The organism is Isoptericola sp. NPDC057391 (assembly GCF_042668085.1).
Classification (GTDB): Bacteria; Actinomycetota; Actinomycetes; order Actinomycetales; family Cellulomonadaceae; genus Isoptericola.
In genome coordinates, this window is the sequence record NZ_JBHVBO010000024.1 from 1 (window position 1) to 17,952 (window position 17,952).

The window sequence follows — 17,952 nt, forward strand, 5'->3', positions numbered from 1 at the left end:
GGCCGCCCCCGGCGCGCGCGAAGGCGTCGCCGACGCCGCGGGCGCCCGCGGCGAGGCGCCGCGTCGCGCGACGACGCGCGGGCACCGCCTCGGGCGTCACCTCGTCGGGGGCAGCCTCGCCGTCGGGAGCGACCGGGGCGTCGGGCTCCAGCTCCGTGGTGATGGTCATGAGTTCTCCGGGTCGGTTCGCGGGGTGGGTGCTCCGGTCAGGCGGTCCGGCGCTCCTGGGGGGCGGCGACGTCGCTCAGGAGGCGGGAGATGGTCCCGTCGGCGGTCGCGCCCCCGAACTCCGCCTCGGCGTCCAGCACCAGGCGGTGCGCCCACACGGGCTGCACGAGCTCCTTGACGTCGTCCGGCAGCACGTAGTTGCGCCCGTGGGCCGCGGCCCACACCTTCATGCAGCGCACCAGGGCCAGCGCGCCACGCACGGAGACGCCGACGTGCACGTCCGCCGCCGCACGGGACTCCTCCGCCAGCCGGGAGACGTACTCGAGCACGGCCGGGTCGACGTGGGTCGCGGCGGCGAGCGACGACATCTCCACCACCGCCTGCCCGGTGATGACCGGCTGCAGGCCGGCGCTCCGGTCCCGCACCGCGGAGCCCGCGAGGATCTCGACCGTCGACGTGAGGTCCGGGTAGCCGATCGACGTCTTCATGAGGAAGCGGTCGAGCTGCGCCTCCGGCAGGCGGTACGTGCCGGCCTGCTCGATCGGGTTCTGCGTCGCGATCACCATGAACGGGCTGCCCGCGGCGTGCGTGACGCCGTCGACCGTGACCTGGCCCTCCTCCATCACCTCGAGGAGCGCCGACTGCGTCTTCGGCGAGGCGCGGTTGATCTCGTCCGCGAGCACGATGTTCGCGAAGATCGGACCCTTGTGGAACTCGAACGTGCCGGTCTTCTGGTCGTAGATCGTCACGCCGGTCACGTCGGACGGCAGCAGGTCCGGCGTGAACTGGATGCGGTGGTTCGTGCCCTGGACGCTCGCCGCCATCGAGCGCGCGAGCATCGTCTTGCCGGTGCCCGGCGCGTCCTCCAGCAGCAGGTGCCCCTCCGCCAGCATGCACGTCAGCGCGAGGCGGATCTGGTTCTCCTTGCCGAGCACGGCCTGCGACACGTTGCCGACGATGCGGTCGAACGTCTGGGCGAACCAGCTCGCCTGCTCGGGGGTCATGGTGGTCATGCGTCGATTCCTCCGTGGTTCACCAGGTCATCCTGGGGGTCGAGAAGCTCTGTCCGTTCACCGTGCCCGTGATCCACACCTGTTCTCCTGGTCCGCCGAAGTAGCACCAGGCGTCCTTCGGGCCGGCGTTCCCCGAGCCGTCGGTCCGTGCGCGGCTCCCGTCGGCCCAGTTCGTCTGCGTGTTGCCGCTGAACCCGTTGGTGGTCGACTGGCACGTGTACCGGACGTCAGCGTTCGCGGGGGCGTCGCGGATCGTCAGGCTGAGCCACCGGCAGGACGAGTGCGTGCAGACGCCCCACCGGGTCTCGCCGACCGCGTTCGAGCCCTTGCCCACCGTGTACGTGGGCTGCGGTCTCGCGGCGGAGGTCCCGGACGCGCACTTCTCCGCGCTCTGGCCCGTCGTGTCGGTGGCCCGCACGCAGATCTGCTTGGTGTCGGAGTACCCGGCGGACACGGACTCGTTCGACCCGCTCTTCGCAGTGCTGGAGATCGCGCCGCTCACCTTGACCGAGATGTCGCGCCCGTTCGTGCTGGTGGACCACGAGAACGTCACCCGCTGGTCCTGCCCGCTCACCGCGCTCACGCTCGGGGTCGGAACCGGACCGTAGGGAGTCACTGCGTTCGAGTAGTCCGTCCAGGCGGAGCAGCCGCCGGCGTTGCAGGCCTTGACGCGGAACCGGTAGGAGGTGCCGTTCGACAGGCCGCCGTACGTCATCGAGGTGCCGGACGCCGTGGCCGACCCGCCCTTGTCCGTCTCGACCGTGTACGTCACCGCAGCGCCGTTGTCGTCCGACGCGCCCCAGGACACGTTGGCCTGGCCGCTCGTTCCCTTGACGCTCGCGCTCGGGGCACCGGGCACGGTCGGCTTGCCGTACGGCTTGACCGCGTTCGACTGGGGGCTGGTGCCGCCCTTGCCCGCCTTGTTCTCCGCGGTCACGGTGAACGTGTACTCCGACTTGGTGTCGAGGCCCTGGAACGTCGTCGACGTGCCCGACACCGTGCGCGTGTCGACCTTCGAGCCACCGCGGTAGACGTCGACGTGGTAGCTCTTCACAGCGTCGCCGTTGTCCTTGGGCGCGGGCCACGAGACGCCGATCTCGCCCCCGTCCGGCGCGATCTCCGAACCGGCACGCGTGGCCGTCGGCGCGCCCGGCGCATCCGGCGGCCCGGCCGGGATCTCCGATGTGGACCAGGCCCCCCAGTCGGACGGGTCGGGCGCGGAGTTCACGGCCTGCACGCGCACCTTGTAGGCCGTGCCGTTCGTCAGGCCCTCCCACACGATGCGCTCGCCGGTGACGCCCACCTTCTGCGTCGCACCGGACGCCGGGGCCGGGGAGATCTCGAGGTTCACCGAGGTGATCGGGGACCGGTCGGTGTACGACGCGTTGGCCCAGGTGACCGTGAGGGACCCGTCACCGAACTCGAGGGACGGGGCCGCGGGCGGGTCCGGCTTCTCGTCGGGGCGTGCCTCGGCGGAGGTCGGCGACGACTTCGAGTCCCCGACCTCGTTCGTGGCCTGCACGGTGAACGTGTACGTGACGTTGTTCGTCAGGCCGCTGAGGGTGCACGTCGTAGTGGCGCACTCGAACGTGTCGCCCTGGCTGGAGGTCACGGTGTACCCGGTGATCTCCGCGCCGTTGTTCTGCGGCGGCGTCCACGACAGCACGACCGTCTCCGAGCGCACCTCCTCCACCCGAGGCGTCGACGGCGCCTCGGGCACGCCGAGCACGTTCACCATGACGCGGCCCTCGACCTCGCGGTCCGGGTCCTGTGTCGCGTCCTGGACGGTGTAACGCACCACCATCGTGCCCACGAAGTCGGACTTCGGGGTCACCACGACGGAGTCGCCGTCGACGACCGTGCCGCCACGGCCGGTCTCCACCACCGGCTGCCCGACGATCTTCAGCGGGCCGCGGTCGGAGAACGGGTTCGAGTCGTTCGCGAGGACCGGGACGGAGACCGCCTTGCCCTGATGCGCGTCGTCCACGCGGTCCTCGACCGCGCGTGCCAGCGGCCTGGTCGACGCCACGACGGTGACGGTCAGCTCGCCGTCTACGGGCGGGTGTTCGTCGTCGGTGACCGTATAAGGAACGGTGAGGACGGTCCCCTTGGCCACCTCCGGCTGGGCCTCAAGCGTCACGCGCGGCCCGGACAGGGTCGCGCCGAGTCCGCCGGGCAGCCCGCCGAGCTGGAACCGCAGCTCGTCGCCGTCCGGGTCCTTCGCGAACCGGCCCAGGTCGACGACGCTCTCCTCGCCGGCCGCGACCTCGCCCGACGGCTTGCCGGGCTCGGGCGGCAGGTTCTCCGGCGGCAGCACCGTGATCGGCAGGGTCAGCAGCGCGACGGCGCCCTCCGGGTCGTCCACCGACGTGCCGTCGGTGACCTCGAACGTCACGGAGGCGGGGCCGTCGTACTCCGCGCGCGGCGTGTACGTCAGCGCGGTCTCGCTGGTCACCTTCGCCGCGCCCTCGGTCGCGGTGACCTGGTCCTCGGTGGTGAGCCGCGGGGTGCGGCCCTCCACGACGAGCACGTGGTCGGTGATGTCGATGTCGAGCGACTCGCCCGAGACGACCTCGAGCGGGGCCTGACCCGGCTTGAGGATCGGCTTGGTCGACTCCATGCCCGGCACGACGACGAACGCCTTCGCGGCGAGCCCGTCCACGTCGGTGACGGTGTAGGTGATGACCTGGCGGGTGCGGGTCAGGGGGATCTCGAGCTCGCCGTCGGCGGTGACCGCCACCCCGGCCGACGTCGCGCGGTCGTCGACGGAGATCTCGAGGTCGTCCACCGCGCCGTCCGGGTCCTCGTCGTTGTCGAGCACGGGCACGGTGACCGCCGTCTGCCCGAGGATGCTCGCCACGGGCACCGAGTCGTCACGCGCGATCGGGCGCAGCAGCGGGGCGTCCGCCGCCACCGTGACGCTCACCGACGCCGACGCCCGCGCGGCGTACGTGTCCTCGATCGCGTAGAAGAAGGTGTACGTGCCCTCGTCGGCCGGCGTGCGCACCACGATGCGGTCGTCGCTCACCTCGGCCTTGAGATCCTCGCCGCCCTCGACGGCGCCGGGCACGAGCCCGATGACGTCGCCGTCCGGGTCGGCGTCGTTCGCCAGGGCCGGCACCGCCACGCGACGCTCGGGCCGCACGGTGACCTCGTCGTCGGCGGCCACCGGCGGCTGGTTGGTCTCCGGGGGCTGCGCGATGCCGACGCGCACGACCCCGGTCGCGACCTCGCCGCGCGCGTCCTGCACGGTGTACCGGAACGAGTCGCTGCCCTTGGCGTTCTTGCCCGCCTCGTAGTCGACGTACCCGTCGACCACCTCGGCCCGCCCTTGGGTCGGCCCGGTGGCCAGGCCCGTGAGCTGCACCGAGTCGCCGTCCGGGTCGATGCCGTCCAGCGGCACCGGGATGCGCGTGGTGCCGCCCGACAGCACGCGCGCCTCGACGTCCTGCGGCACGGGGGCGGCGTTCTCCTTGCCGCCGCGGATGTGGATCGTGACCTGGGCGGAGTCCTCCTGCCCGTTCGGGTCGCGCACCTTGTAGATCGCGTAGGCCGTGCCCTGCTCGGCCCCGGCACGGAAGCGCAGGCGCCCCTCCGAGACGAACAGCTCGCCCTGCCCCGGGTCGACGGACTGCTCCAGCTCGTCGTCGAGCGTGAGCTCCAGGCCGTCCGGGTGGGTGTCGTTGTCCAGCACGTCGATGTTCACGTAGTCGCCGGCGCGCACCGTGACCTCGTCGGCGGCCGCGTTCGGCGGCTGCAGTCGGTCCGGGGGCGGCACCGGCAGCACCCGCACCTCGCCGGTCGCGGTCTCGGTGCCGTTGGAGACGGTGTACTCGAGCACGACCGCCTCGGCGAGGCGCCGCGTCTCGGTGACCCGCAGCATCTGGTGCGACAGGACGGCCACGCTGAGACCCGAGTCGTCCGGCACCCGCACCGACTGCACCACAAGCACGCCGCCTGCGGGGTCGGTGTCGTTCGCCAGCACGTCGACGAGGGTCGAGCCGCCCGCGGGCAGGAGCGCCGTGTCCGCCACGACGACCGGCGCCCCGGACGCCTCGTCCGGGTCCTGCACGTCGACGCGCACCACGCCGGTGGTGGACGCCGGCCCGTCCGTCACCTGGTAGAGCACGTCGTAGGACTTCGGCTCCTGCGCCAGGAACGTGAACGTGCCCGCGTCGTAGTTGCGGGTGATCTCCGCGGGCGCGGCGTCGCTGACGTTCGTCAGGCGCAGGTCGTCGCCGTTGGGGTCGGAGTCGTTCTTCAGCGGCTCGATCGTGATCGGCTGGCCGGCGGTCACCACCACGTGGTCCCCCACGGCGACCGGCGGCTCCTGGCCGTCGAGCACGTCCACCCACAGCGTGCCCTCGACGACGCCGCCGAGGCCGTCGCCGACGGTCACCGTCACCTTCTTGCGACCGGTCGACGAACCGCCGTCGCGGAACTCGACGGTGCCGTCCGGGTAGGCGCGCACCTCGTCGCCCTGCACGGTCGGGTCCGCGGTGGCGAGGTAGACGTCGTCGCCGTCGGGGTCGCGGAAGAACGGGAGCACCTTGATCTGCGCCGTGCCGCCCTGCTGCACCCGCAGCACCGGCTCGCCGGTCTGCTCGGGCTTCTCGTTCTCCGACAGCGGGACCACCCGCAGCGACACCTTCCCCTCGTCGGTGCCGCCCCGGCCGTCGGAGACCTCGTAGGTGAACGACGCCGAACCGGTGGCATCCGCCGGCACGACGGCCTGCAGCGCCTTGCCGCCCAGCACCTGCTGCACGGTGATGCCCTCGGGCTGGTCGCCCGACAGGCGTGCCGTGATGACGTCTCCGTCGGGGTCGAGGTCGTTGGCCAGGACGTCGAGCAGGGTGGTCCGGCCCGGGCGGACGCCGAACGAGTCGTCGTTCGCCTCGGGCGGGTCCTGCTTCTCCCGGTCCACGACCGTGTTGTCGACCAGCTCCGGCTTCGCGTCCTCGGCGTCCTCGTCCTGGCCCTCGGCACGCTCGGGGAGCTTGATGTCCCAGTCGTCGACCTTCTCGTACTCGTCCAGCGCCATCCACAGCGTGCCCGCGGTGAGGTCGTTGAGCACCACGTTGTCGCGGTTCACCCGGTACTCCAGCTCCGTGGACTGGTCGATGCCCTCGAGCACCTCGTCCACGTCGCGGTCCGTACCCTCGCAGTCGCGCACGATCTGCCCCGTGCCGGACCACGCGCCGTACAGGCAGCCCCCCAGCTGCACCGGCTGCGCGGGCGAACCGGTCGCCTGGCGCTGGGTCGCGGCGCCGCCGCCGAGCGGCTGCAGCACCAGGGCGCCCGACGTCGCGTACGCCACCGACCCGGTGTCCGCGCCCGGCAGCTGCAGCTGCGCACCCTGCGCGTCGGCGACGGCCACGACCTCCCCGCCGGGCAGGCGCAGGCGGCCCGACGTGCGGTCGAGGATCACGACGTCGTCGCCGACCGTCGTGAGCACGACGTCGTCGCCCTCTCTCAGCAGGTCCAGCGTCGAGGTCTGCGGCTGCCCGCCGGGCTCGATGGTCCACAGCACGTCCCGGCTCGGCACCACCGCGAACGTCGTGCCGGACTCGGAGACGACGACCTCCGCAGCCCCGGCGAGCTCCGCGGTCGGCTTTGCCTCCTCGGTGTTCAGGCCGGGGAACCGGTCGAGCGTCGTGACCCACAGCGCGCCGGACTCGTCGTCCACCACCGCCGCGCGGCCGCCGCCCATGGCGACCTGGGCGCCGGCGGGAACCTTGGTGGTGGACGCGAACTTCAGCCGCGCGACGTCCACCACGCTGGCGCTCGACGAGCCGTCGTCGGCCACCAGCACCTGCCCGGCCTGCTGGTCGACGTCGAAGGCTGAGCTGCCCGCGAGCAACGTGCCGTCGAGGGCCTTGGCGTCGGTGTTGAACCGCCCCACGAGGCCGGAGGCCTGGTTGGTGACCCAGACACCGGAGTCGTTGAGATCGACGTCGGCCGTGGCCTCGCCGTCGTACAGGACGGCGGCGGCGACCACGCCCGCGGACAGCGCGAGGACGACCGTCGTCGCGATGCTGGAGCGACGGTCGCCGCGCAAGCGCGTGAGCACGCTCAAGATTTCCCCCGATGTGATGGCGCCCCCGGCCGACAGCCTCCGTCGGCGGCACTCAGCGCCCGCACAGGATAGCCAGGCTTCACCCGCGGGGGACAGCCGTTCCCACCCTGCGGGCATGGGGAGAGGTCCCCATGCCCGCACGAGGACGGTGTCACCAGGTCGACGCGGCGTACCGCTTGCCGTCGATCACCACGGCGACCTTGGTGCCCTTGTACCCGTAGAAGCAGTCGAGCTGGAAGGTCTGGTCGCCCGAGAACGACCTGGTGAAGCCCGGCCCGCCCGGGGTCGTCCACACCTTGCTGCCGTCCATGATGATGTTGTGCCAGCCCGCCGTGGAGTCGGGGTTGTTGCCCGACCAGCACTCGACCCGGTGCGAGCCGCCCGGGAAGTTCTTCACGGTGACCTTGAAGAAGTTGCAGTTGCCGGAGCTGCAGCCGTTGCGCACGCCCGTCGACCCGCCGGGGCTGACCGTCGCCGTCGGCGTCGGCGTCGTCCCCGAGTCGTTGCCCCACGAGCCGCAGCCCGCGGCGTTGCAGGCCCGCGCCTGCAGGGCGAACGTCGTGCCGGTCTTCTTCGCGGTCTTCACGGTGAACGGGAACCCCGACTTCGTCCCGCTGCCGGTCTGCCCGCTCGTGAACCGGTACTCGACGCGGGTGATCGCGTTGCCGCCGTTCGACGCCGGCGCGGTGACCCGGAACTGCCCCTGCTCGGCCGACAGACGCGACCAGGTGACCCCTGGTGCGCCCGGCACGGTGTACGGCTTCACCGAGCCGGACGGCCCCGCCCAGGCGGAGCAGCCCGCCTGGTTGCACGCGCGGACCCTGAACGTGTAGGACGTGCCGTTGCGCAGGCCCGTGTAGACCATCGAGGTCTTGGCGGTCTCCTTCGTCCCGGCCTGGTTGGCCTGCACCTGGTACGTCACGGGGTTGCCGTTGGCGTCCGCCGCCCCCCAGGAGACGGCCGCCCGGCCGCTGGTGTTGTCGGCCAGCGTCGCAGCGGGCTTGCCGGGGCTGCCCGGCTTTCCGAACGGCGTGACCTTGTTGGACTGCGGGCTGCTCGCCCCCTTGCCGGCCTTGTTCTCCGCCGTGACCGCGAACGTGTAGGTGGACTTCGGGTCCAGGCCCTCGAGGTCGATCGAGGTGCTGGTCGTCGTCTCCGTGGACACCTTCTGCCCACCCTTGAAGACGTCCACGAAGTACGTCTTCACGGCGTCGCCGTTGGTGGCCGGCGCCTTCCACGCGACGTGCACCTGACCGCCCAGCGGCGTGTCGACGCGCGCAGCGCTCGGGGCCGCCGGAGCCTCCGGCGGGCCCGCCGGCACCATGCTCGTCGACCAGGCGCCCCAGTCCGACGGGTCCGGCGCCGAGTTCACGGCCCGCACGCGCACCTTGTAGGCCGTCCCGTTCGTCAGGCCCTCCCACACGATGCGCTCGCCCGTGACGCCGACCTTCTGCGTCTGGCCCGACGCGGGCGCCGGCGAGATCTCCAGGTCGACGGAGGTGATGGGCGACCGGTCGGTGTACGTCGCGTTGTCCCACGTCACGACGAGGGAGCCGTCACCGAACTCGAGCTGCGGCGCGGCCGGCGGGTCCGGCTTCTCGTCCGGACGCGCCTCCGCCGACGGCGGGGACTTCTCCGAGGGACCCACGGCGTTGTTCGCCACCACGGTGAACGTGTAGGTGACGTTGTTGGTCAGCCCGTCGAGCGTGCACGTGGTCGTGTCGCACTCGAACGCGTCCCCCTGGTTCGACGTCACCGTGTAGCCGGTGATCTCCGCGCCGTTGTTCTGCGGCGGCGTCCAGGAGAGCACGACCGTCTCGGACCGCACCTCCTCCACCTGCGGCGTCGACGGAGCCTCGGGAGCGCCCAGCACGTTGATCGTGATCCGGCCCTCCACCTGGCGGTCGGGGTCCTGGGTGGCGTCCTGCACGGTGTAGCGCACCACCATCGTCCCGACGTAGTCGTCCGCCGGGGTGACGACCACCTGGTCGCCGTCCGTCGTGGCCTGCGCCACCCCCGTCTCGACGATGGCGTCGCCCACGAGCTCCAGCGGGCCGCGGTCGGCGAAGGGGTTCGAGTCGTTGGCCAGCACCGGCACCGAGACCGCCTCGCCCTGGTGGGCGTCGTCGACCGTGTCGTCGACCGCCCGCGCCAGCGGACGGGTGGAGGCGACGACGGTCACGCGCATCTCCCCTTCCACGGGCGGGTTCTCGTCGTCGGTCACCGTGAACGGCACGGTCAGCTCGGTTCCCTGGGGGATCTCCGGGGACGCCTCGAGCGTGACCCGGGTGCCCGACAGCGTCGCGCCGATCCCGTCGGGCAGGCCGCCCAGCTCGAACCGCAGCTCGTCGCCGTCCGGGTCCTTCGCGAACCGGCCCAGGTCGACGGTGCTCTCCTCGCCCGCCGCGACCTCGCCGGACGGCGAGCCCGGCTCGGGCGGCAGGTTGTCCGGGGGCAGCACGGTGATCGGCAGCGTCAGCACCGCCGTGTGGCCCTCGGGGTCGTCGGGGCTCCTCCCGTCCGTGACCTCGAAGGTCACGCCCGCGGGGCCGGTGAACCCCTCGCGCGGCGTGTACGTCATCGTCGTGGTGCCGGTGACCTCGGCGTTGCCCTCCAGCCCCTGGACCTGGTCCGCCGTCGTCAGTCGGGGGCTGCGCCCCTCCACGACGAGCACGTGGTCGGCGATGTCGATGTCGAGCGACTCGCCCGCGACCACCTCGAGCGGCGCCTGGCCGGGCGCCAGGATCGGCTGCACGGACGTCAGGCCCGGGACGACGACGAAGGCCTTCGCGGCCTGCCCGTCCACGTCGGTGACGGTGTAGGTGATGACCTGACGCTGCTCGGCGAGGGTCACGGCGACCTCGCCCTGGGGGGTCACGGTGGCGTTCGACGACGTCGCCTCCACGGTCAGGTCGTCCGCGGCGCCGTCCGGGTCCTCGTCGTTGTCGAGGACGGGGACGGTCACGGACGTCTTGCCCAGCAGGTCCGCCACGGGCACCGTGTCGTCCCGCGCGACCGGCGGCAGCAGCGGCGCGTCCTCGGCGACCGTGACGCTCACCGAGGCGGAGCCCCGCGCCGCGTAGGTGTCCTCGATCGCGTAGAAGAACGTGGAGGTGCCCTCGTCCCCGGGGGTGTGCACGAGGATCCGGTCCTTGTCGACCTCGGGCGACAGGTCCTCCCCGCCCTCGACCGCGCCGGGCACCAGACCGATCTGGTCCCCGTCCGGGTCGGAGTCGTTCTCCAGCGCCGGCACGGCCACCCGGCGGTCGGGTCGCACCGTGATCGCGTCGTCCTGGGCCACCGGCGACTGGTTGGTGGTCGGCGGCTGCGCGATGCCGACGCGGATCAGGCCCGTGGCGACCTGTCCGCGCGCGTCCTGCACCGTGTACGTGAACGCGTCCACGCCGCTGGCGTCCTTGCCGGCCGCGTAGTCGACGTACCCGTCGACGACCTCCGCGCGTCCCATCGCGGGGCCCGAGGCCAGGCCCGTCAGCTGCACGGAGTCGCCGTCCGGGTCGATGCCGTCGAGCGGCACGGGGATGCGCACGGTACCGCCGGCGAGCGCGCGTGCCTCCACGTCGCGCGGCACGGGGGCGGCGTTCTCCTCGCCGCCCCGGACGTGGATCGTGACCTGGGCCGAGTCCTGCTGGCCGTTCGGGTCGGTCACGGTGTAGATCGCGTAGGCGGTCCCCGGCTCCGGACCCGCGCGGAACCGCAGCCGCTCCTCCGAGACGAAGAGCTCGCCGCGCTCCGGGTCCGCCGTCTGCTCGAGCTCCTTGTCGAGGGTGAGCTCGAGGCCGTCGGGGTGCGTGTCGTTGTCGAGCACGTCGATGTTCACGTAGTCGCCGACGCGGACGGTGACCTCGTCCGGCGCGGCGTTCGGCGGCTGCAGCCGGTCCGGCGGCGGCACCGGCAGCACACGCACCTGTCCCGTGGCCGTGTCGTTGCCGTTGGAGGCCGTGTACTCCAGCAGCACCGGCTCGGACACCCGGCGGGTCTCGGTGATGCGCAGCGTCTGGTGCGCCAGCACGGCCACGCTGACCCCGGAGTCGTCCGGCACGTGCACGGACTGCACGACCAGCACGCCGCCCGCCGGGTCCGAGTCGTTCGCCAGCACGTCGACCAGGGTCGACCCGCCGGCCGGCAGCATCCCCGTGTCGGCCACGACCACGGGCGGGCCCGTCGCCTCGTCCGGGTCCTGCACGTCGACCCGGACCACGCCCGTGGTGGCCTCGGGGCCGTCGCTCACCTGGTAGAGGACGTCGTAGGACCCCGGCTCCTGGGCGAGGAACGTGAACGTGCCCGCGTCGTAGTTGCGCGTGATCTCGGCGGGCGCCGCGTCGTTCACCTTCGACAGACGCAGGTCGTCGCCGTTGGGGTCGGAGTCGTTCTTCAGCGGCTCGACCGTGAGGGGCTCCCCGGCCGTCGTGACCACGTGGTCGCCGACCGCCACCGGCGGTTCGTTGCCGTCGCCGAGCACCTGGACCTGCAGCTCGCCCTCGATCACCTCGCCCCGGCCGTCCCCCACGACCAGCGTGACGGTCTTGCGGCCCGTCGCGGAGCCGTTGTCGCGGAACTCGACCGTGCCGTCCGGGTAGGAGCGCACCTCGTCGCCCTCGACGGTGGGGTCCGCCGACGCGAGGTACACGTCGTCGCCGTCCGGGTCGCGGAAGTACGGGAGCACCTTGATCCGGGCCGACTTCCCCTGCTCGACCCGCAGCACGGGGTCGCCCGACTGCACGGGCGCCGCGTTCTCGTCCTCGGGCACCACCCTCAGGTCGACCGTCGCCCGGTCCGTGCCGCCGCGGCCGTCGGAGACCTCGTAGGTGAACGACGTCGCCCCGGACGCGTCGGCGGGGACCACGGCCTGCAGGGCCTTGCCGCCCAGCACCCGCTCGATCCGCACGCCGTCGGGCTGGTCGCCGACGAGCCTCGCGGTCATCACGTCGCCGTCGGCGTCCAGGTCGTTGGAGAGCACGTCCAGCACGGTGCTGCGGCCGGGACGCGTCCCGAACTCGTCGTCCTTCGCCGTCGGCGGGTCCTCCTTCTCGCGGTCCACGACCGTGTTGTCGACCAGCTCCGGCTTGGCGTCCTCGGCGTCCTCGTCCGAGCCCTCGGTCTGCTCGGGGAGCTTGATGTCCCAGTCGTCGACCTTCTCGTACTCGTCCAGCGCCATCCACAGCGTGCCCGCGGTGAGGTCGTTGAGGACGACGTTGTCGCGGTTGACCCGGTACTCGAGCCGGGTCTCGGAGTCGATGCCCTCGAGCACCTCGTCGACGTCGCGATCCGTACCCTCGCAGTCGCGCACGATCTGCCCCGAGCCGGACCAGGCCCCGTACAGGCAGCCGCCGAGCTGCACCGGCGAGGCCGGCGAGCCGGAGGCCTGGCGCTGCGTCGGCGTCCCACCGCCCAGCGGCTGCAGCACCAGGGCCGACGGCGTCGCGTACGCGACGGAGTCCGCCGGAGCCCCCGGGAGCTGGAGCCGCGCCTCCTGGGCATCCGGCACCTCGACCATCTCGCCGCCCGGCAGCCGGAGCTCTCCCGCGCTCCGGTTCAGCACGACGAGGTCGTCCCCCACCGTCGTGAGCAGGACGTCGTCGCCCTCGGAGAGCATGCCCAGCTCGGTCGTCGTCGGCTCCGCGCCCGGCTCGACGGTCCACAGGACGTCGCGGCCCGGCACCACCGCGTAGGTCGTCCCCGACTCGGAGACCACAACCTGTGCCGCGCCGTCGAGCTCCGCCGTCGGCTTCGTCGTCTTCGTGTCGAGGGCCGGCAGCTGCTCCGTCCTCGTCACCCACAGCGCACCCGACTCGTCGTCGACGACCGCGACGTTGCCCCCGCCCAGGGAGACCTCGGCGTCCGGCGGCAGCGGCGTCGTGGAGCCGAACTTCAGCCGGGAGACGTCGACGAGGTTGGCCGCGCTGCTGCCCTCGTCCCCCACGAGCACCTGGCTCGCCTGCTGGTCGACGTCGAACGCCGTGCTGCCGGCCAGCAGGACGCCGTCGAGCGCCTGGGCCTCCGTGTTGAACCGCCCGATCTTCCCCGAGGCCTGGTTCGTCACCCAGACGCCCGAGTCGTCGAGGTCCACGTCGGCCGTGGCCTCCCCGTCGTACAGCACGGCGGCGACGGCGACGCCTGCGGTCAACGAGAGCACGACCGTCGTCGAGACGGTGGTGCGACGGTCGGTGCGCAGTCGGGCGAACAGGCCCAAGACTCCCCCAGGAGCATCGATCGACGACGACCCCGCGGCGCAGGCGCAGGACCCGGACACCGGTCAGCAAGGTCAGGACGCACGCCAGGGTGCCAGATTTCGCCCACCCCGGGCAACGGATCCCGGCGTGCGGGCATGGGGTGCGCTCCCCACGATCGGGCCACCCGTCAGCGGGCGAGACGCTCCACGACCGAGCCGTACAGGCGCGGGAGCCGGGCGGCCGCCGGCACCACCCCCCGCCGCCACGGCGACGCGGCTGCGGCGACCAGGCCCGTGGTGAGGAGGCGGTAGTCCCGGGTGACGCGCGTCCACGAGCGCTCGTACGCGGCCGGGTCGTCGAGATGGGCGACGGCGGCACGCGCCTGCGCCAGGCCGACGCGCAGTCCCTCGCCCGTGAGCGCGTCGACGTAGCCGGAGGCGTCGCCCACCAGGCGCACCCGGCCGGCCGTGCGGGCCACGGACCGCACCCGCAACGGCCCGGCCCCGCGCACCGGCCCGGCCGGCTCGGCCCCCGCGAGCCTCTCGACCAGCCGCGGCAGGGTCGCGAGCTCCGCGTCGAAGTCGACGCCCGCCGGGCCGATCAGGGCGACCCCGACCAGGTGCTCCTCGACCGGCGTCACGTACGCCTCCGCCCGCGGACCCCAGTGGACCTCGACGAGGTCGGTCCAGGGCGCCACCCGGTAGTGCCGCCGTAGCCCGAAGCGGCGCGCGCCGAGGGGGTCGCGCGCCCCCGGGCGTCCCCGGGGCGCCCCCTCCAGGCCCGCCTCCCGGCGCACCCGCGAGTGCAGCCCGTCGCAGCCCAGGAGCCAGCGCGCCCGCACGCCGCCCGCGACCACCCGGTCCGCGTGCTGCTCGATCGTCGTCACGCGACGCGGCAGGAGCACCGCGCCGGCGTCCCGGGCGGCGTCCCGCAGCGCCGCGTGCAACGTCGTGCGGCGCACGCCCCGGCCGGGCCCCGACGCGAACCGGTGCACGGCCGCGACGCCGCCCTGCTGGTAGGAGATGCCTGCCAGGTCGTGGCCGGGCGGGTCGACGCCGAGGGCGTGCACTGCCACGAGCGTGCCGGGCATGAGGCCCTCGCCGCAGGCCTTGTCGACCGGCGCCTCCCGCGGCTCGACGACGACCACGTCCAACCCCGCCCGGCGCGCCTCGATCGCCGCCGCCAGCCCCACCGGACCGCCGCCCGCCACCAGGACGTCGGTGTCGAGCCCGCGGGCGGGGCGGGGCGTCACGCCGCTCCGGCCCGCAGCGCGCGCTCCTCGGCGGGGATGCGGAACCCGAGCAGCAGCCACGCGTTCAGGATAGTGAAGGCCAGCGCCGTCACCCACGCCGTGTGCACCAGCGGCAGCGCGACTCCCTCGACCGCCACGGCCACGTAGTTGGGGTGGGCCAGCCAGCGGTAGGGGCCGCGGTGCACCAGCGGCAGCCCGGGCACCACGATCACGCGCGTGTTCCACCGCTCCCCCAGCGTCGCGATGCACCACCATCGCAGGCCCTGGCTCGCGAGGACCAGCACGACCATGGGCCACCCCAGCCACGGCAGGAAGGGCCGGTCGGCGACCACGACCTCGACGAGGCACGCCACCAGCAGGCCGGTGTGGAGCGCGACCATCGCCGGGAAGTGCCCGCGACCGGACTCGACGCCCCCGCGCGCGAACGACCAGCGGGCGTGGCGCGCCGAGACCACGAGCTCGGCCAGCCGCTCCAGGCCGGTCGCGAGCACCAGCGCGGCGTAGAGGGCGACGCTCATGCCGCCCCCGCGGCCGGCGCCCGCAGCATCACCAGCTCGACCGCCACGCCGGGCCCGAACGCCATGAGCACGGCCCAGCCGCCCGGCGGCGGCGCGCCGGCGTCGAGGGTCGCCGCGAGCACGTGCAGCACGGACGACGACGACAGGTTGCCCTCGGCCGCCAGGGTCGCGCGGGTGCGGGCCAGCGCCGCCTCGGGCAGGTCGAGGGCGTCGCGCACGGCGTCGACGATCTTCGGGCCGCCGGCGTGCACCACCCAGGTGCCGACGTCGCCCGGATCCAGGCCGTGCGCCGCCAGCAGGTCCTTGACGTCGCCCGCGAGGTGCGCCCGCAGCAGCTGCGGCAGCTCCGCCGACAGCACGATGCCGAACCCGGTGTCCCGGACCTCCCACCCCAGGAGCCGCTCGGTGCCGGCGTAGAGCCGGCTGCGGGCGTCCACCACCCGCGGCGCGGGGCGCGGGCCGCGGGGTGCGACCTCGTCGCCGGCGACGACCACCGCGCTCGCCCCGTCCCCGAAGAGGCCCGACGAGAGCAGGTTCGCGGTCGAGCCGTCGTCGCGCTGCAGCGTGAGCGAGCACAGCTCGACGGAGACCAGCAGCGCCACCTGGCCCGGGTGGCCCGCGAGGTACTCGTGCAGGTGCGCCAGCCCGGCGGCGCCCCCCGCGCAGCCGAGCCCGAAGGAGGGCACCCGGCGCACGTCCGGCCGCAGCCCCAGACGGCCCACCAGCCCGGCGTCGACCGACGGCGCGCCCACGCCCGTCACCGACGTGAAGAACAGCAGGTCGACGTCGCCCGGGTCCATGCCCGCGGCCGCGAGCGCCTCCCGGCACGCCCGTTCGGCCAGCGCCGTCCCCTCGCGCGCGAACACGGCGTTGGCCTCCGCGAACCCGAACGGCCGCTCGTAGTCGGCGAGCGGGAGCGCGAGGTGCCGGGTGCGCACCCCGGCCGCGGCGTGCAGCCGGCGGGCCAGCTCGCGCCGCGGCCCGGCGGCGGTCAGCAGCGGGGCCACCGTCTCGGCGATCCGCCCCTGCGCGTGCGCGGGACCGGGCAGGACGGGGGCGACGGCGAGGACGCGCGACATGCTTCGCATCGTGGCACCGGGGCCGTTCCCCCGCGCGGGGTGCGGTGGCGGGCGAGGCGCCACCCGGCAGGGCCGGGCGGTCCGGCGTAGGTTGCCCCCGTGAGCGCGACGGGGACGACGCGGGTCACGCCCGCGGCGCGGGCGCGCGGCCTGCTGCTCGCGACGCACCCGGCCCCCGCGGCGGTGGTCACGGGGCTGGCCCTGGTGTTCGCCGTCGGCGTCGACCTCCCCGCGGGACGCGCCCTGCTCGTCACGGCGGCCGTGGCCGCGGGCCAGCTGTCGGTGGGGTGGAGCAACGACTGGCTGGACGCTGCGCGCGACCGCAGCGTCGGACGCGCGGACAAGCCGACCGTGACCGGCGCCGTCGCGCCCCGCTCGCTCCGGTCGGCGGCGCTCACGGCCCTGGCCGCGTGCGTCGTCCTGTCCTTCGCGACGGGGCTCGTGCCGGGGGTGCTGCACGTCGCCGCGGTCGGCAGCGCCTGGTCCTACAACGCGCGGCTCAAGTCGACCCCGCTGTCGTGGCTGCCCTACGCGGTGAGCTTCGGCCTGCTGCCCGCGTTCGTCGTGGCCGCGGCGGGCGACGGTCGCGCCGTCGCCGGCTGGACGGTCGGGGCGGCCGCGCTGCTCGGCGTCGGCGCCCACCTCGCCAACGTGCTCCCCGACCTCGAGGACGACGCCGCCACCGGGGTGCGCGGGCTGCCGCACCGCCTGGGGCGCCGGGGGACGAGCCTGCTGGCGCCCCTGGTCCTCGCCGCCGGCAGCGTGGTGATCCTCCTCGGGCCGCCGGGCCCGGCCACCGTAGCGTCGGTGACTCTCGCCGGCGGCGCCGTCGTGCTGGCGGCCGTCGCCGGGACCGTGGGGCTCGCGCGGCCGCGCAGCCGCGCGCCGTTCCTGCTCAGCCTGGCCGTGGCCGTGCTGTGCGTCGCGCAGCTCGTCCTCGCGGCCGACGACGTGGCGCTCCCGGGCTGACCCGCCCGCGGCGCTGCCCGGGTCGCAGCCGGGGCCACGGCACGGGCTGTGGACGGCGCTCCCCGCGCCCGGGCACCGGCACATAGCATCCGCACGTGCCCCCGATCCTCCAGCGAGCGCGTGCCGAGGTCGCGCCCCACCGCCGCGCGGTGGCGTGGGCGGCCGCCCTCGCCGCGGTCTGGGCGGTGTGGGCGAGCGGGCCCGGCTGGGCGACGCCGGCCCTCGTCGTCGCGGCGGGGGCGGGCGCCGCGCTGGGGGTGATCGACGCCCGGACGCACCGGCTGCCGGACGCCCTCACCTACCCGATGACGGCGGTCGTCGCCGCGCTGCTCGCCCTCGCGGCCCTCGCCGGCGGCACGTGGGACGCGGCGATGCGGGCGCTCCTCGGCGGCCTCCTGCTCGGCGGGGCATACCTGCTGCTGCACCTCGTCCACCGCTCGGGGATGGGGCGCGGCGACGTCAAGCTCGCGGCGCTCCTCGGCCTCGTGACCGCCTGGTTCGGCTGGTCGTCGCTCGTCGCCGCCGCGGTGCTCCCGATCCTGCTCGGCGGGTCGGTGGCGATCGTCCTCATGGCCTCCCGGCGGGCGTCGCGCGGGACGGCGCTGGCGTTCGGCCCGTACCTGCTCGCCGGCGCGGCGGTCGCGCTGACGCTCGCGCGGCTGGCCACCGCCTGACACGCCGGCGCC

The 17,952-nt window shown here is 74.1% G+C and carries 8 protein-coding genes; 2 read left to right on the forward strand and 6 right to left on the reverse strand.

Annotation, left to right across the window (positions count from 1 at the left end; all coding sequences use genetic code 11):
- Nucleotides 1–206: 206 nt before the first annotated feature.
- From ACFUVW_RS05685 to ACFUVW_RS05710, 6 genes are all read right to left on the reverse strand, one after another.
- The gene (locus ACFUVW_RS05685) at nt 207–1,181 is read right to left on the reverse strand and encodes an AAA family ATPase (RefSeq protein WP_430570380.1); all 975 of its coding nucleotides are present in this window, start codon (nt 1,179–1,181) and stop codon (nt 207–209) included.
- A 19-nt stretch (nt 1,182–1,200) separates the two neighbouring features.
- Nucleotides 1,201–7,251, reverse strand: coding sequence for an Ig-like domain-containing protein (locus tag ACFUVW_RS05690; RefSeq protein WP_430570401.1), 6,051 nt, complete (start codon nt 7,249–7,251; stop codon nt 1,201–1,203).
- A gap of 157 nt (nt 7,252–7,408) precedes the next feature.
- On the reverse strand, nt 7,409–13,468 hold the full coding sequence (locus ACFUVW_RS05695) for an Ig-like domain-containing protein (protein ID WP_430570381.1): 6,060 nt from the start codon (nt 13,466–13,468) through the stop codon (nt 7,409–7,411).
- A gap of 167 nt (nt 13,469–13,635) precedes the next feature.
- On the reverse strand, nt 13,636–14,700 hold the full coding sequence (locus tag ACFUVW_RS05700) for an NAD(P)/FAD-dependent oxidoreductase (RefSeq protein WP_430570382.1): 1,065 nt from the start codon (nt 14,698–14,700) through the stop codon (nt 13,636–13,638).
- Complete coding sequence (locus ACFUVW_RS05705) at nt 14,697–15,218, reverse strand: isoprenylcysteine carboxyl methyltransferase family protein (protein ID WP_430570383.1); 522 nt, start codon at nt 15,216–15,218, stop codon at nt 14,697–14,699. Before ACFUVW_RS05705 ends, ACFUVW_RS05700 begins: the two co-directional genes overlap by 4 nt.
- Complete coding sequence (locus ACFUVW_RS05710) at nt 15,215–16,297, reverse strand: type III polyketide synthase (protein WP_430570384.1); 1,083 nt, start codon at nt 16,295–16,297, stop codon at nt 15,215–15,217. Before ACFUVW_RS05710 ends, ACFUVW_RS05705 begins: the two co-directional genes overlap by 4 nt.
- Before the next feature lie 99 nt (nt 16,298–16,396).
- On the opposite strand from ACFUVW_RS05710, the gene ACFUVW_RS05715 reads away from it, so the two are divergent.
- Both ACFUVW_RS05715 and ACFUVW_RS05720 read left to right on the forward strand, forming a co-directional pair.
- The gene (locus tag ACFUVW_RS05715) at nt 16,397–17,266 is read left to right on the forward strand and encodes a UbiA family prenyltransferase (protein ID WP_430570385.1); all 870 of its coding nucleotides are present in this window, start codon (nt 16,397–16,399) and stop codon (nt 17,264–17,266) included.
- Between the two features lie 95 nt (nt 17,267–17,361).
- The gene (locus ACFUVW_RS05720) at nt 17,362–17,940 is read left to right on the forward strand and encodes a prepilin peptidase (RefSeq protein WP_430570386.1); all 579 of its coding nucleotides are present in this window, start codon (nt 17,362–17,364) and stop codon (nt 17,938–17,940) included.
- The last annotated feature ends 12 nt before the right edge of the window (nt 17,941–17,952 follow it).

Bases quoted from the DNA above. Each gene is read 5' to 3' on its own strand.
- ACFUVW_RS05705 (WP_430570383.1), bottom strand. From the start codon at position 15,218: ATGAGCGTCGCCCTCTACGCCGCGCTGGTGCTCGCGACCGGCCTGGAG.
- ACFUVW_RS05710 (WP_430570384.1), bottom strand. From the start codon at position 16,297: ATGTCGCGCGTCCTCGCCGTCGCCCCCGTCCTGCCCGGTCCCGCGCAC.
- ACFUVW_RS05685 (WP_430570380.1), bottom strand. From the start codon at position 1,181: ATGACCACCATGACCCCCGAGCAGGCGAGCTGGTTCGCCCAGACGTTC.